This window comes from Neobacillus rhizosphaerae, from assembly GCF_937468385.1.
GTDB classification, from domain to species: Bacteria; Bacillota; Bacilli; order Bacillales; family Cytobacillaceae; genus Neobacillus; species Neobacillus rhizosphaerae.
The window spans coordinates 1-15,133 of record NZ_CALBWS010000005.1 but is presented as its reverse complement, the minus strand read 5'-3'; the positions used below and the strand labels follow the sequence as shown (position 1 = coordinate 15,133).

Here is a 15,133-nt window from a genome sequence, read left to right as displayed (position 1 = left end):
TGGGCAACGAAATGAAAACGAAAAAGTTTAGTATTCGAAGCTATGTTAAAGGAAAAGCAGCCTTTATCACAATTATCCTGGCAACGGCGTTTGTCACGATCATGATCGCGTTATTTTCAACAAAAGTGATTCACGCCACAGGCAAGTCTGAATTTTGCGGCAGCTGTCACGAAATGAATACCTTTAAAAAAACGTATGAGCGCGATATTCATGGGGGAGCCAATTCAGTAGGATTTAAAGCGGACTGTGTCCAATGCCATCTACCACAGGATTCCCAAATCGATTTTTTATCTACCAAAGTCGTCAGCGGGACGAAAGAAGTAATCACGCATTTCAGTGGGCAATTTTCCGATGAAAAATATTATCAGAATCGGAAAAATCGCGAGGATTTTGTCTACTCAAGCGGCTGTATTTCCTGTCATCAGGACATTGATAACGGCAAATTTAAGACAGACAATCAGAAAGCAAAGAAAATGCATACGTATTACTTAAGCAAAAAAGGGTCAAAGCAAGCGATTGAGTGTGTATCCTGTCATACGAATGTCGGCCATAATGGTGAATTGCGCCACAAGTTAATCGATATGGACAAATACCTCGACGAAAAATAACGTGAGGAACTGTTGCGTTTTTAGGAATGAAGGAAAGAAAAAAACAAGAGGAGGAACAGTGATGGATCGTCGAACCTTTTTAAAGGCAGGCGCAGTTACTGCCACAGCGACTGCCCTTTCAGTTTCAAGTTTAGCCCCTTTTGTAGAGGCGGAGGAAAATACCGATGTCGAGTTTGATGAGGTATTTGATATTATCGTCGTGGGAAGCGGCCTTGCCGGAACCACCTCAGCAATTACAGCCGCAGAACAGGGCAACAAAGTACTAGTGGTTGATAAAATGAATATTTTGGGAGGAACCTCTCTCATCAGCGGATTAAATTTTTCCTGTGTCGGAAGTGATGAGCAAAAGGCCCGTGGTATTAAAGACAGTCCGGAGTTAATGGCTCAGGATATGAGAAAGGTGTCGGAGGATTACGGTGATCCCGAATTAGCATTAACGGTTGCAACGATGACCACCCGTTTTTATCATTTTCTTAAAGACAGAGGCGTCGTTTTTAAGGAATTCAAACAACTGGGCGGACATTCAGTTGCCCGTGCCGTTTGGGCTGGGGGCGGAGCCTTTGTCATTAGACCCTTACATGACTATGCGAAAAAGAGTTTAGCTGATCGGCTGACAATGCGCAAACGCTGCAGGGTTGATAATATTGTCTTTGATAATGGCCGTGCCGTCGGTATCCAGGTACGAGAAAACTACTATTTTAACTTCGATGCCCCAGAGAAGGACGATGAACAAAATCAAACGGGCAAAATCAAGTATGTCGGCGCCCGCAAAGGGATTGTATTTGCCAGCGGCGGATACTGCCGCGATAAGAAGCTCCTTGGTGCTGAGGCAGATATTTTAGAAGAGACAAACAGTGATGCCAATCCGGGGGCGCGTTCAGGAACCTTGCAAATGCTCCTGTCCCACGGCGCACAAGCGGTTAATTTATCGTTATTCCGCCTCGCTTACCCCATTCCAACCGAGGATCTAATGTGGGGGATGCTCGTTAATCCAGAAGGAAAGCGGTTTGTGAATGAATTTGGCAACCGCAATACCATCGGGATGACCATTTTAAAAGAAAAGCAGAAATTTGACGGGAAAGCACCTCTCTTAATTTACGACCAAACGGGTGCTGATAACTTCCATGATAAACAGCGATTTCAATTGAGCATGGACGCGAAAAATGGCTATCAAGGCACAATGTATAAGTTCCAATCGATCAAAGAAGTAGCCAAACATTTCGGCTATGATCCATTGGTTCTCCAGAAAGCGGTCGCTGATTATAACGCCGCCTTAGACAGCGGTGTCGATAAAGAGTTTAGCAAAGATTTTTCCCAGATGAACGGCGCAGCATTAAAGAAAGCTCCTTTCTATGCGATGCCCTTGACACCAAAATGCACGTATACTCCGGGCGGGGTTCGGATCAATAAAGCGGCCCAAATGCTTAATAGCACAACGGGCGAAATCTTCACAGGCCTGTTCGCTGCTGGTGAAGCAACCGGCGGAGTTCACGGCGCAATGCGTCTTACCGCTTGCTCAGTCCCGGATTGTGGGGCTTTTGGGCTCATCTCCGGTGACAATGTTTCCGCGATGATACCCGTAGAATTACAGGTAAAGAAGAAATAATCCGTTTACTAAAGGAGGCCGAACGATGGCGAACATAGGAATTCCCGGTTTAGTATTAATTTTCATATTGGCGCTGATTGTGTTTGGACCGAAAAAACTTCCTGAACTAGGCCGTGCAATTGGCACGACCATAAAGGAATTTAAGCGCTCGACAAGGGAACTGACAGGTGATATCGTCGACGAAGTAAAAGATGTCAAAGAAATAATCGAAAAAAATTAAGTCGTTTGCGGTCAAAAAGGAGACGGATCGCGTTTCCTTTTGATCGGTTAAGTATCAAGAATTCTGTTCGATGATGATGCCTAGAGGTTGTCAGTTAAACTCTGACGACTTCCAGGCATTTTTATGTTTTACAAAGGAAGAGATTCAGCCTGGCTCAGGTAATTGTATTTCCTTATTATAGAGATGTATGTGATTCATGGGACCAAAGGCTTTTTTATATTACCTCTTTGGTGAAACTTCCTCCGCGGTTTTGGGCACGTAGAACCATTCTATGTTACCTTTTTACCTCTTTCCACTTGGTTTCGGACACGTAGAACCATTCTACGTTACCTTTTTACCTCTTTCCACTTGGTTTCGGGCACGTAGAACTACTCTATGTTACCTTTTTACCTCTTTCCACTTGGTTTCGGGCACGTAGAACCTCTCTACGTTACCTTTTTACCTCTTTCCGCTGGGTTTCGGGCACTTTACCACAGTTACTTCTTGTAAGTTATCAATACTTCTTTTTCACATTAAATAATAGAGTAAAGTAATCTCTCTTGTATCACCTTGCTTGGCACGGATCTTTTTGATTTGGTTCATCATAAACTGAATGAGCCGCCGATTCGCGCGGTTAGGGAACCAGGGAGATTCGTTCAGAAATTTGGTCATACAGCGTTAACAGGCATGCTTCTGTCATCATTTTAAAAAAGAAAATAAACAGGAAGAACCTGATTTAGGTTCTTCCTGTTAGTCTATTAATCCAATGAAATTCTAACCACTTTATCGTAAAATGAGGTACCTTTATAGCCTTCAATTTCTATCCCCACTGGTACATTATTCCCCCCTGAAAACTCGATATGGTGCTCAGTAGAGAACATTCGTGGATGATCAAGCTCATTTAGACGAAATAAATAGTCACTCAGTTTATATTTGTCCCCCACTTTTGATTTCACACAAAAAGTTATGATGAACCTCTATTTTAGAAATAGATCCAATGCTTTTGCTACACCACAGTTTACATTATTATCAGTTACATAGTCTGCCTGCAGTTTGATTTCCTCAGGGGCATTTCCCATAGCAATTCCCAGTCCGGCAAATTGTATCATTGAAAGGTCATTTTCATTATCACCAATACAGATCAATTCTTCAGGCTTTACATTTAAGCTGTCACATAAGCTCTTTACAGCTACTCCCTTGGATGTTCCGAGCTGCATGGCCTCAAAGTTATTCACATGTGAACTAACAACTTCCAAAATATTATATTGTTTTAACTCCTGCTTCGCTTTATTCACAGCCTCTGTATCGTCCGAGAAGACGATACATTTACATATATTTTCATTATGGTTTTCCAAAGTAAACTGTAAAGAACAATTATCAAACAGATTCATTTTTTCCTCATCATTTAAATAGGTGTTAATCATTTTATATTGATGATTTTCAGGAATTTTTTCATTTGAAAGAACAATGTTATGACCTTTAAAATATGCTGTAAGCTTATGTTTTTCGGCTATGTTGTAAATGGATTCGATTTCATCTGCAGATAGAGTCTTTTTATAAAGTACTTCTCCATATTTATAATATGTTCCGTTCGTACCAACAATTAAAACGTCATCACCTAAAAATCGTTTAAAGTAGCTGGCAATATTAAAAGGTCTTCCTGTAACTAAGGCAATTTTAACGCCATTTTCCATAGCTTCCTTCAAAGCTCTGATATTCTCATCAGGTATGGTGAATTTATTATTTAAAAGTGTACCATCCATATCAATGCAGATTAATTTATACTTCATAAATACCTCCAGAGAATAGTTAATAGGATGCTCTCATAATTTCTTGAAGCTTTTCTTTTGAACCAAATGGTAAAACTCCTAATATAGGATTGTTAATGATTTGCTCAAACTGATCATCTGAGATGTAGAAATCCTTCAGTTTCTTAGACAATCCAACCATGGATAAGAACTTAGTTATTTCATCGTATAAAGCAGTGGCTGCTTCCTTTTCGCTTACACTTTCTAATTCAACATTGAAAGTTCTAGCCACTATGGCAAACTTTTCTATATAGTCATCATTGAAAAATTTTATAAAACCTGGATATACAACTGCCAATGCTTCTCCATGTGGTATATGTGTAACTCCGCCAATAATCTCTGACAATGGATGTGGTGCAGCAGCACCTGCGTTTGCTAAACTAATGCCTCCAAAGGTATCGGCAACTGCTAATTGTTCTCTATAATTAATATTTGCTCCATCTTCCATAGCTTTCGGTAAATATTTCACTACCAACTCGATGGCTTTCAATGCTTGGATTTCCGTCATAATTGACGCCTTTGGATTAATGAAGCTCTCAAAAGCATGGGTGAATGCATCAAAACCTGTAGAAGCTGTAATTCTTGGTGGTAGAGTTATCATCAACTCGGGATCTACTATACACTCATTTGAAAAGTTATCATTGTGGAAAATTGTGTTCTTTTCCGTTCCTCTCGTAATGACAGCTGCTTGTGTAACTTGGCTTCCCGTTCCAGAAGTCGTTGATACAGCTATTAAAGGCAAGTTTTTATCCGTTAATTTATCATAATCCTCAAAAGGATTTGTATAGGTTGAGAATAAATAATCCCAATCTATTTTATCCAATCCATTTGTTAATGCTATTATTTTCGCGGTATCAATACTCGAACCCCCACCAACACTTAAGACGAAATCCACTTTCTCACTTTTCGCCAGTTCAAACCCTTCTGTGACCATTTCTATTGTTGGATTTGGTAAGACTTTATCAAAATGAATGACTTCGATCGCTACATTTCCAAGAATTTCTTTTACTCTATCATACAATTTATCTAAAGGTGCGACATTTTCCGTAGTAACAAGCAAACACTTTTTCCCATATTTACTTGCTATATTGGCTAGCTCCTTTAATCTACCTTTTCCGAAATGTATCTTAGATGGTTGATAGTAATTAAACATGGATTTTCCTCCTATTTTTTCAACTATTCGAGAACGCCTAAAACATTATTATAAAATCATTATAGGTTTTGTACTCTTGACTATTCAATAGAAGAGCCATAACAAAAATTAGCTTAAACTTATGGTATTTTATAAACAATTATCGTCTATTTACGAATGAATAGAAGTAATCTTTTTTCCATATCATTACGGCAAATATTATACATATTTTCCTTTATTGGTAACCTTCAATATAGTGTATAATCAAGGGTAAAGTTTTAAAAAGAGGATAAAATATTAATTTAAGGAATGATCATACCTATGCAATACTTTATTGATACGGCTAACATACAAGAAATACAAGAAGCTTTAGCATTAGGTGTAAGCGGTGTTACAGCAAACCCATCCATGTATCTTAAAGAAGGTGTTAAATTCTATGATTTCTTGAAAGAAGTCAATGCATTGTCACCAAAAATCCTGACTGCAGAAGTCATTGAGCCAACCTTGAAAGAAATGCTTGATTCCGTAGATAAAATATTAGCTATTAATCCTACTATTGTTATCAAAGTTAATTTTTCACCGTTGGGACTTAAATTGATTAACATCTTGAGCAAAAGAGGCATCAAGATAGCCACTACGCTCATATTTAATACAAATCAAGCAACGATAGCCATAGATGCAGGAACTGATTATATTTTTCCTTTCATCGGTAGAAATGATGAAATTGGCGTGAATGGCATTCAGACCATTACGGACATTTGCAGCGTTATAAAAAACAAGAACTATCATACAAAAGTTGTAGCTGCATCTATCAAAAACGTTCATCATTTAGAACAAGCTGCATTAGCTGGTGCAGACTATGCAGCAGTTTCTTATAGTATTTTTGAAAAAGCCATGTCTCATCAATTAACAATCGATGGCGCCGAAACTTTTGAACATCATTGGCTACAACTTCTAAAATAGAATTCGGGGTGATAGCATGGTAAGTAAACGCTTGGCAACAATTACAGAACTCTTGCTGCGATCTAACGATTATATAACTGTCGATACCATCTCAAAATCATTAGCCGTTTCGAATAAAACAATAAGAAATGATTTGTTCTTGCTTGAAGATTGGATAAAAGAATTTCAACTAGTTTTGGATAAGAAAACTGGCGTAGGAGTAGCAATACTAGGTGAAGAAAATAAAAAACTAAGAGTTTTGCAGGAGATAAAGGAAAAAACACATGTGGTTGAATCCTATTCTCCACTGGACCGGAAGTGCATTATCCTCGAGAAATTACTCACGGGTGAAAATAAGATAAGAATTCATGAACTTTCTAGCCAACTATATGTGAGTCGGGCAACTATTCATAAAGATTTACTAGAAATACATCAATGGCTGAAGGAGTACAAAATTGAACTAATTCGTAAAACAAACCATGGGTTAGAAATCATCGGGAAAGAAAAGAATTTGCGAAAAGCCATTACATCACTGATTAGGTTGCAGAAGAGTCATTTAGAACTGGTTGGCTATTTTCAATCACATAAAGAAACTGAGGAAGATACTTTCTCAGTTTCTTTAAGGAGTATTTTAGATATTGATTTACCTACGCTTAAAAGATTAGTTTTTACTAAGAATTCATTAGGTGGATTTAGGTTTTCTGACGAATCACTTTTTTCACTTTTAATACTGATAGCCATATGTATTAAAAGGATTTCTGAAAATAAGAATATCATTCTTTCCGAAGAATTTTTAGAGGAACTAAAGAGCGATCCAGAATTCTTTGAAGTCGAAACTATATTTAATGCAGTTGGTGAAGAATTTAATATCACATTTAACCAACATGAAATTGCTTATTTACTTGTGCATATTAAAGGTTCTAAGACTGATACGAGCAAAGATCAAGAAGAATCACAACAGAACGAATCGTATAAAATTGCAAAACAGGTTATTCTCTGCTGGGAAAAGGCATTGTCGATACCGTTATGTAAAGATAAGGAACTTCTTTCTTCTCTTACCATGCATCTAGCTCCAGCCATTATCAGACTTAAGCATGGGTTAACACTAAACAATCCCATTCTAGAGGATATACAAAATGTCTATCCATACACATATGACGTAGCCAAACAGTCTACCTATATAATAAAAGAATCCTTGAATTGTAACGTTGATGAATCAGAAATTGGTTATTTGACTCTTCATTTAGTAACAGCCATTGACAGAGCCAAGAAACCTTTAAAAACAATTATCGTTTGTCATAGCAGTATTGGTACTTCTCAGCTCTTAGTCAATAAACTGAAAATGGAATTCAATCAACTAGAAATTGTAGCATTAAAAACATCTACTTCTATATTCGATTATGATCTTCGAGGTATTGATTTGATCATCACAACCATTCCATTGACAATTACTAATTCGACTAGGATCCTTACCATTAGTCCTCTTTTGAAAGAACTTGATATACGACTGTTAAATTCAATTATCAAAAAAATCTATTCAGATAAAAATAGTTTGTCTAATTAAAGGGAAATCTAGTAGAAAATCGTAGAAGCACATGGTCTATAATGGAAAGCCACTGCTTCTACGATACAATTTATATCACTTCTTCTTTTTATTAATCCAACCCTAATTGATCTTTTACTTTGCTTGCCAAGATAATGACATGTGCACCATATATTACTTGTATAGATTTAGTTTTTCTAACTACACCAATTGCTCCAAGTTCGTTTAACCAAACATTATCACTAACGGTTTTTTCGCTATCCTTTAATTCTACTCGAAGTCGGGTCGCACAGTTTGTAACGTTTTCAATATTTTCAGCACCGCCTAACCCCGCTATTATACCAGTGATTTGAGCCTCTTGATCCGTTTGTGCAACTGCAGCTGCAACTTCACTTTTTGCAACTTCACCTTTTTTCTCCTTGTAATCTTTTTTAGAGAAGAACTTTACCTCTTCATCCCCACGTCCTGGTGTCTTAATGTTGAATTTTTTAATCAAGAACCTAAAGACAAAGAAAAATAGTGCAAAGTATAAAGGGATAAGGAATAGTAAAGGTAATGCACTCACTTTATCGGGTTGTAAAAAGTTTGGAAACATGTTTCTAAATGATTCTCCCATAATCGATACATGGAATGCTTCCGTTAATACATAAGCAAGACCATTCATTGGAACATATACAAAGAAATATAATAATGGTGCTACGAATAAAAATGTATACTCGATTGGCTCTGTAACACCAACCAACATTGCTGTAAGTATGGCTGGAATTAAGATTGACAATACTCTTTTCCTATTCTCAGGCTTAGCGCAAACATAAATGGCCAATCCAATGCCAGGTAACGCTCCAAAGTGATTAAGAATACGACCTGTTGAGAAATTACGTGTGATATATTCAGTTGTATTCGGATCTCCCATTTGTGCTAATTTTATATTATTTACACCTTCAAATATCTTACCACCTATTTCCTTAACGCCCCCTATGCTTGTATATTCGATCGGGAATGCAATTAAGTGATGGATTCCAATTGGTAATAAAGCCTTGTCCAGTGCTCCGAAAGTAAATGTTCCAATTAGACCACTGCTTCCAATGAAACCGCCAACTGCGGCAAGACCATTTCCAATGTATGGCCATATAAAATACATAAGTAACCCTAGTGGAATTGAAAAGACAAACATCATCATAATCGAAAAACGTGGACCTGAAAAGAATGAAAGTGCATTTGGCAACTCTTGGTTGCAAAATTTATTATGAACGGCACTTGCTACAGCACCTGAAATGATTGAACCAAAAATACTAAAGTTATATGTAAAAATCCCTAAAAATGTTGTATATAGTGAACTTTTATTTAATGCATCTTGATCAGAGAATCCTGCTTTCATGAAAGCTTCTGCTGTTGTAGATTCTGCAGTCAATCCATTGATATTCAGTATAGTGCTGATAACAGTATTCAAAGCAATATACATGACTAAACCGCCAAAAGCTCCCCAACCTTTTTCTTTCTTGGATAGACCAAAAGCTATCCCTACAGCAAAGAATATTGGGAGGAATCTCATAACCATAAATCCTAAGTCATTTATGACCCTAAAGAATGAATGTAGAAATCCACCTTCCTTAATAATTCCAGCTAGACCGAGGGCCGCAACATTTTCCATATTAACAAATGCTGAACCTATTCCAATAAATACCCCCGCAACAACTAATAAAATAATAGGTATCATCATAGCGCCTGAAATAACCTGTATCTTATTCTTCAACATTATTCCCCCATTCTATTTACAAGCCAATAAATATATCGCCTCACAATAAATCTCAATTGCTTTAAATAAGGTTTGCAGTTTTATATTTTCATTTGCTTTATGTGTATTTGGCGTGTCACCACTGAACGTGGGTCCAAAGACTACACCTTCTTTTAATGTTCTCGCATATGAGGCACCGCCTTTAGAAAATAGTTCTGCATCTTCACCAGTTACATTTTTATATGCCATTTGTAAGTTTTTGATCAGTTCGCTTTCTGGGCTTACATAATGAACATCTAGTTCCTTCGTAATGGTTAGTTGTATATGATTGTCCTCGGCTATTTTTTCAAAAGTATGTTTAATGTGATTTTTATTTGATGACTTTGGATATCTAAAATCGAAATGAATAACAATTTCTTCGTTTCTAAAGTTCACATTTTTTAAACAAAGGGTGGTAAAACCCATTACTTCATCTTCATCATAAAGGTTTACCTTTTCCCCTTTTACATCATCCAAAAAATATTGATTTAAAAGACGTCTTAAATATTGACCTTTTGCATTCAATTCTATTAAATGGTTTAAGTCTTTACCTAGTTTAAAAAGTGCATTTATCCCTCTATGAGGGTTTCTAGAAAGCGCTCTCAAACCAGTGTAAATAACAATGACTTTCTCTCCATCAATAACAATTGATTCAGCCTCTTTTAGTAACTCTTTTAATTTATCAATATTAGAGGATTTAAAGGTAACTTTTGCATAATCACATACAAAGCCATCTTCATCTTTAGTCTCAATTTTAATAAGATTATGCATACTATCAACATCTGTAATTGCACTGTACGTATAAGTATAATTTATGATTCCTTTTTCTCCATTTACAATTGGAAAGTCCCCATCTGGTGAAAAACTATAAATTGGCTGAGGATTATTGGAAAAATAGTGTTCCATACATTCCCATGTTGTTTCTTCAGCCCCACCTATAATCAACCTCACCCTTCTCTTAAATTCGACATTAGCCTCTTTTAAAATTTTCAAGGCATATAGTGCAGCGATCAAAGGAGCTTTATCATCATTAACGCCCCTACCATATAAATGCCCATCTATTTCAACGAGCTTAAAGGGATCTGTATTCCATTGATCGTCTTCGAATATCGGTACTATATCTAGATGTCCTAATATTCCGATAATTTCATCACCTTTACCGTATTCAGCATGTAGTGCAAAGCCTTCGAAATCTTCACATAGTAGCCCTTCTCTTGTTGCAATCTTTATGAACATATCAAATGCATCTCGTATATCTTTACCAAATGGTGCATTTTCATATTTATTCTCCACATGTCTTATGGATGGTATTTCCACAAGAGAGGCAATGTCTCTTATGAGATTATCTTTCTCGCCTTTTATTTGTTCTTGTATATATGATCTGTCTAATATAGTCATTACCTCCTTTGTAAATGAGATTTATAGAGAAGTTGATATTCTAATTCAGTTCACAAATAAATTATATGCGCCATGGTATGTAGTGACAAGGGTTCCAATATTGATAATAACTACCTTAATATTATGGCAATTAGTTGTGATTTTCATTTGAAGAAATGTTAAAAGCTTTCTATATGTATGAGAGTAAACAGTCACAGAAAGAAAAGCTGTCTAAACAAATAAGAAGACTATTAAAATCTAAGTTTTAATAGTCTTCTTATTTTAAATGTAGAATATCTTGGTCTGATTTGGGTCATTTTAGTGCTGAACATTTGGAAACGTCCTTAGTTGTTTTTGAACATCCTCCATATGGTATTTAAACTTTATATGAGATAGCGATACCTTCGCCAGATTTGACAGATTGATTTAAATGAGGAGTAATCGATTTAGTTTTGTCGATATTCGTTATTAATAATGGTGTGTGTAAACAATAGTTTTTCTCCAATAGAAACTCTCGATCAATTTTTATGATAGGCGTGCCTGCTTTAACATTTTGACCTGGTTCTATAAGTCGAGTAAATCCTTCCCCGCCTAATTCTACCGTGTCAACACCAATATGGACTAATACTTCCATTCCGCTGTCCATTCTCATTCCATATGCATGATTTGTTTCGAGAATAAGGGTAATTTCTCCATCAGCAGGAGCCACAAATATATCTCCCGATGTATTTATAGCCACCCCATCACCTGCCATCTTTTGAGCAAATACTGGATCTGGCATAAGTGACAAATCAAATGTTTCTCCATCAACAGGTGATAATAATTGAAATTCCTTGTTAAAAAATTTTAACATTTTTTATCTTCCCTTCAGTTAAACTAACTAAATTATATTCACAATATTTTATTAATACAATAAAGCGATAGTGTATAATCATTTCCACAAAGAAACAGAAAAAAACAAACAATTACTTTTTGGGCAATTATAAAATTAAGTGAAAAAACCCTATACCACTATAATAAGGCACCCCCTCCATTTTGGAACAGACCATCGTGTAGGTCGACTGGTGCCACCTTCCTCGAAAAGCCATTGCAATTAAAGGAAATATACTATTCATTACTTACAAGAGGTAACTGTGGTAAAACCTAGATGTATAATTCTTACCACTATTTAAAGGTAATTTTAAGAGTAGCTCACTCTATTGACGGTAAATAATAAAGAAATGTAAGATGAAATCATAGAGAAGCAAAATTCAGTCTCACAAAGGATTTTTACCTAGTTGACTACAATCAAACAATATTCTAAAGGAAGTTTGCTAGGTGAATTATTCAGTTCTACAAATGAAATAGATGTAACAAATATGGTGAAGCGAAAGAGGGATTGACTTATGAAACATATTAAAATAGCAGCAGGGTTAGCACATGTAAATTATGGTCACATTGCATCAGTTGTAGAGGAAGCTTCCAATGCAGGGATAGACTATATTCATAGTGATGCTGCAGACATGCACGACTTGAAGAACATGCAATTAATGGGTGGTCACCAAATTATCGAAGCTATCAGACCGATAACTGATAAACACATCGAATGCCATATATATACTAAAGATATGGACCGCTTGTTCATTGAAAAAATTGCAGCAGCAGGTTGTAATATGCTGATCATTCCTGCAGAAAACTTCTTGGGGGCTCCATTGGCATACATTATCAATTACTGTAGAGAGTTTGGTATGAAGGTTGGTTTAACAGTTGGATGTTACACGCCTTTATGCTTTGTGGATGAAGCAATTTATGATATCGATCGCTTGCAAATTGTCGTTCATGGTGTCGATGAAACCGATGGAAAAGACAATTGGGGTTGGAGAAAGAGCTCCCTAGATATGATTAGAAGGGCAAGAAAGATGATTGACGAAAAGAATCCAAAGTGTGAATTAGCTATCGACGGAGGATTACGCTTCGATAATATGGACCCTCTAATTGAGTGTAACCCTGATATTGTCATTCTTTCTTCAGCTATTTTTAAAGATAAAGAAGGAATTACAGCAGGAGTTAAGAAATGTAGAGCGGCTATTGATGCAGCATCAGAAAAATTCGGGTTAGAATAAATAAGAAAATCTCTCATTATGAAAATGAGAGGTTTTTTTTAAAAGCTAAGGAGTACATGATGAAAAAGGAAGTATTGATTAAAGATTATTTACTTATTACAATATCTGCTTTATTAATAGCATTAGCTGTTAATCTGTTTTTTAAGGAGCATACAATGGCACCCGGCGGTATAACTGGCATGTCTATTATCTTCAGCTCCTTTACAGGAGTGCCCGTTGAATACATGTCCCCGCTGATTTCCATTCCATTATTGATATTGGGAGTCATTTTTCTCGGTAAGAGTTTCGGAGTGAAAACATTATATATAACATTAATCGGACCTGTTTTTCTAAAATTAATACCGGATACCCACGTAACGGATAATTTATTAGTAGCAGGGATTGTTGGTGGATTATTGGTTGGAACAGCTATTGGTATTGCCATCGTTAGACAATGTGCGACTGGAGGAACAGATCTTGCCGCCTTGCTCATCAATAAAGTGTTTAAATCTTTAAAAATACCAAAGATTCTATTAGTTCTAGACGGTCTCGTTGTTATTAGTTCAGGCGTGATTAGTAAAAACTATAGCATATCAATCTATTCTTTTCTATCACTATTAGTAATAATCTATTCCATTAAATTTATTGTTGGAAAATTCTCATCTAGTGCTCTTGTATAGGTGCGGAAATTTAGGATTGACACAATGTTTATTAAAATACCAATTTGTAACTTATGAAGGAGTTTGATAGTAATGGTTGAAAAACAATTCAAGGTAATAGCTGTGGGAGGTCTACACGCTCGCCCAGTAACTTTGTTAGTACATGCTGCAAGTAAGTTTGATTCTGATATAAATATCGAATACAAAGAGAAAAAAGCTAACTTAAAATCAATTATTGGTGTTATGTCACTAGGAATTGGACAAGGTGCTGAAATTAAAATCAGTGCAGAAGGTAAAGATGAGCAAGAGGCATTAACCTCTTTGCAAGATACTTTAAATAAGGAAGGGTTAGCAGATTGACTTCTCCCCATGGATAAATCCAGGGGATTCTTTTTTAAACCTTCATCAAAGCCGCCTGTCAGCCGGGGCTTCTAGGTCTTACTGCTTCTCCAGTTCATTACGACATGTAGTGAAAAACACATACCGCAGCCCAATCATAGGCACTACGCCACTGCCCTTTTAGCCCCATTGTGCGGGACAATGGGGGTTAAAAGGACTCGGCGATACTTTGTATCTTCTATTTTTGGTAGTTCTCGATTTTTCTTGAATTGTTTATTGATAGACTTGTCCAAAATATTCACGGCACCCACTAGATCCCGATGTCCTTTCGCACCACACGGACAGTGGAAGTTTCGATTCCATTGTTTACTGAATTCTCCGCATGAAGGGCACGTACCGGAAGTGTAGGACTCTTCCACAAGTTGGACTTTGACTCCTCGAAGTTTCAATTTGTATGTTATTTTTTCAATTAATTGCCCAAAACTCCAATTGGACAATTGTTGACGAATTTCTTTTCTTGTTTTCTTTTTCTTCTTCGTATTCTTTTGAACGCCATCCGGTGTTCCGATATAGAGTGCTTTAATGTGGTTTTCCACACACCAATCGGTGACCATTTTCGAAATCGTATGCAATAGGTACTCAATTCTCCGTTCCAGTTTTTCTAAAAAACGGCGTTTACACAAAATGAGTTTTTGCCTTTTGTTCGAATCTGGCTTTTTCCGGCCAATGAGCTTCTGAAGCTCTTTTAACTTTTTGTTTCTGTAGCGCTGTAACGAGCGAAGTTCTCTTCCTGTGACAATGAAGTGATTGTTTCCGTCACTTAAAACAGCCGCATGTATGAGCCCTAAATCACAGCCAGCTTCCTTATTACCTTGTACTTGCTTTTGTTTTGGTACCTCCACCGCTATATGCATCCAGTATTGATCTTTGTGCCAAACGATTTGGGCACTTTTTATTGTATGGAAATCAATGTGCTTTGGTTGAGGGATCACTAAGGGGGATTGTTGTTTTCCATTGCTAAACAGCAGCTTTTTATCCTTGCATTTAATAGCTGCTTTTTTATAT

14 protein-coding genes are annotated in these 15,133 nt (G+C 36.6%); 8 read left to right on the top strand and 6 right to left on the bottom strand.

The features are described 5' to 3' along the window. Positions 1 to 11 precede the first annotated feature (11 nt). The 3 genes from M5A78_RS06015 to M5A78_RS06005 are packed head-to-tail and all read left to right on the top strand — an operon-like array spanning position 12 to position 2,434. A complete protein-coding gene (locus tag M5A78_RS06015) occupies positions 12 to 608 on the top strand; it encodes a cytochrome c3 family protein (RefSeq protein WP_248734384.1) in 597 nt (198 codons plus the stop codon). 1 nt (position 609) lies between these two features. Then, positions 610 to 2,214, top strand: a complete 1,605-nt coding sequence (locus tag M5A78_RS06010; RefSeq protein WP_248734383.1) for an FAD-dependent oxidoreductase — start codon at positions 610 to 612, stop codon at positions 2,212 to 2,214. Positions 2,215 to 2,239: 25 nt separating this feature from the next. After that, positions 2,240 to 2,434, top strand: a complete 195-nt coding sequence (locus M5A78_RS06005; RefSeq protein WP_248734382.1) for a twin-arginine translocase TatA/TatE family subunit — start codon at positions 2,240 to 2,242, stop codon at positions 2,432 to 2,434. A 956-nt stretch (positions 2,435 to 3,390) separates the two neighbouring features. Here the strand turns inward: M5A78_RS06005 and M5A78_RS06000 are convergent. Then, positions 3,391 to 4,203, bottom strand: coding sequence for a Cof-type HAD-IIB family hydrolase (locus M5A78_RS06000; protein WP_248734381.1), 813 nt, complete (start codon positions 4,201 to 4,203; stop codon positions 3,391 to 3,393). Between the two features lie 19 nt (positions 4,204 to 4,222). Continuing rightward, the gene (locus M5A78_RS05995) at positions 4,223 to 5,374 is read right to left on the bottom strand and encodes an iron-containing alcohol dehydrogenase (RefSeq protein WP_248734380.1); all 1,152 of its coding nucleotides are present in this window, start codon (positions 5,372 to 5,374) and stop codon (positions 4,223 to 4,225) included. A gap of 300 nt (positions 5,375 to 5,674) precedes the next feature. Between M5A78_RS05995 and M5A78_RS05990 the strand changes: the two genes are divergently transcribed. Then, complete coding sequence (locus M5A78_RS05990) at positions 5,675 to 6,316, top strand: transaldolase family protein (protein ID WP_248734379.1); 642 nt, start codon at positions 5,675 to 5,677, stop codon at positions 6,314 to 6,316. A 16-nt stretch (positions 6,317 to 6,332) separates the two neighbouring features. Beyond that, positions 6,333 to 7,859, top strand: a complete 1,527-nt coding sequence (locus M5A78_RS05985; protein WP_248734378.1) for a BglG family transcription antiterminator — start codon at positions 6,333 to 6,335, stop codon at positions 7,857 to 7,859. A 91-nt stretch (positions 7,860 to 7,950) separates the two neighbouring features. On the opposite strand, the gene M5A78_RS05980 is transcribed toward M5A78_RS05985, so the two are convergent. The 3 genes from M5A78_RS05980 to M5A78_RS05970 form a co-directional block, all read right to left on the bottom strand. After that, the gene (locus tag M5A78_RS05980; RefSeq protein ID WP_248734377.1) at positions 7,951 to 9,594 is read right to left on the bottom strand and encodes a PTS transporter subunit EIIC; all 1,644 of its coding nucleotides are present in this window, start codon (positions 9,592 to 9,594) and stop codon (positions 7,951 to 7,953) included. Between the two features lie 12 nt (positions 9,595 to 9,606). Further along, complete coding sequence (locus tag M5A78_RS05975) at positions 9,607 to 11,010, bottom strand: Sapep family Mn(2+)-dependent dipeptidase (RefSeq protein WP_248734376.1); 1,404 nt, start codon at positions 11,008 to 11,010, stop codon at positions 9,607 to 9,609. 355 nt (positions 11,011 to 11,365) lie between these two features. Next, positions 11,366 to 11,842, bottom strand: coding sequence for a PTS sugar transporter subunit IIA (locus tag M5A78_RS05970; RefSeq protein ID WP_248734375.1), 477 nt, complete (start codon positions 11,840 to 11,842; stop codon positions 11,366 to 11,368). 532 nt (positions 11,843 to 12,374) lie between these two features. Between M5A78_RS05970 and M5A78_RS05965 the strand changes: the two genes are divergently transcribed. The 3 genes from M5A78_RS05965 to M5A78_RS05955 all read left to right on the top strand — a co-directional run bounded on the left by M5A78_RS05965 (position 12,375) and on the right by M5A78_RS05955 (position 14,089). Beyond that, the gene (locus tag M5A78_RS05965) at positions 12,375 to 13,091 is read left to right on the top strand and encodes a ribulose-phosphate 3-epimerase (protein ID WP_248734374.1); all 717 of its coding nucleotides are present in this window, start codon (positions 12,375 to 12,377) and stop codon (positions 13,089 to 13,091) included. A 56-nt stretch (positions 13,092 to 13,147) separates the two neighbouring features. Beyond that, complete coding sequence (locus tag M5A78_RS05960; protein WP_248734373.1) at positions 13,148 to 13,750, top strand: YitT family protein; 603 nt, start codon at positions 13,148 to 13,150, stop codon at positions 13,748 to 13,750. A 72-nt stretch (positions 13,751 to 13,822) separates the two neighbouring features. Further along, positions 13,823 to 14,089: a phosphocarrier protein HPr gene (locus tag M5A78_RS05955; protein WP_248734372.1), complete on the top strand. Its 267-nt coding sequence runs from the start codon at positions 13,823 to 13,825 to the stop codon at positions 14,087 to 14,089. A gap of 143 nt (positions 14,090 to 14,232) precedes the next feature. Here M5A78_RS05955 and M5A78_RS05950 read toward each other — a convergent pair. Then, positions 14,233 to 15,133, bottom strand: a 901-nt coding sequence (locus M5A78_RS05950; protein WP_248734371.1) for an RNA-guided endonuclease InsQ/TnpB family protein, incomplete at its 5' end; no start/stop codon positions are given.

What these genes read in the sequence shown, in the direction of transcription:
- M5A78_RS06015 (WP_248734384.1), top strand. Translation starts at nt 12, where the DNA reads ATGAAAACGAAAAAGTTTAGTATTCGAAGCTATGTTAAAGGAAAAGCA.
- M5A78_RS06005 (WP_248734382.1), top strand. Translation starts at nt 2,240, where the DNA reads ATGGCGAACATAGGAATTCCCGGTTTAGTATTAATTTTCATATTGGCG.
- M5A78_RS06000 (WP_248734381.1), bottom strand. Translation starts at nt 4,203, where the DNA reads ATGAAGTATAAATTAATCTGCATTGATATGGATGGTACACTTTTAAAT.
- M5A78_RS05995 (WP_248734380.1), bottom strand. Translation starts at nt 5,374, where the DNA reads ATGTTTAATTACTATCAACCATCTAAGATACATTTCGGAAAAGGTAGA.
- M5A78_RS05990 (WP_248734379.1), top strand. Translation starts at nt 5,675, where the DNA reads ATGCAATACTTTATTGATACGGCTAACATACAAGAAATACAAGAAGCT.
- M5A78_RS05985 (WP_248734378.1), top strand. Translation starts at nt 6,333, where the DNA reads ATGGTAAGTAAACGCTTGGCAACAATTACAGAACTCTTGCTGCGATCT.
- M5A78_RS05980 (WP_248734377.1), bottom strand. Translation starts at nt 9,594, where the DNA reads ATGTTGAAGAATAAGATACAGGTTATTTCAGGCGCTATGATGATACCT.
- M5A78_RS05975 (WP_248734376.1), bottom strand. Translation starts at nt 11,010, where the DNA reads ATGACTATATTAGACAGATCATATATACAAGAACAAATAAAAGGCGAG.
- M5A78_RS05970 (WP_248734375.1), bottom strand. Translation starts at nt 11,842, where the DNA reads ATGTTAAAATTTTTTAACAAGGAATTTCAATTATTATCACCTGTTGAT.
- M5A78_RS05965 (WP_248734374.1), top strand. Translation starts at nt 12,375, where the DNA reads ATGAAACATATTAAAATAGCAGCAGGGTTAGCACATGTAAATTATGGT.
- M5A78_RS05960 (WP_248734373.1), top strand. Translation starts at nt 13,148, where the DNA reads ATGATGAAAAAGGAAGTATTGATTAAAGATTATTTACTTATTACAATA.
- M5A78_RS05955 (WP_248734372.1), top strand. Translation starts at nt 13,823, where the DNA reads ATGGTTGAAAAACAATTCAAGGTAATAGCTGTGGGAGGTCTACACGCT.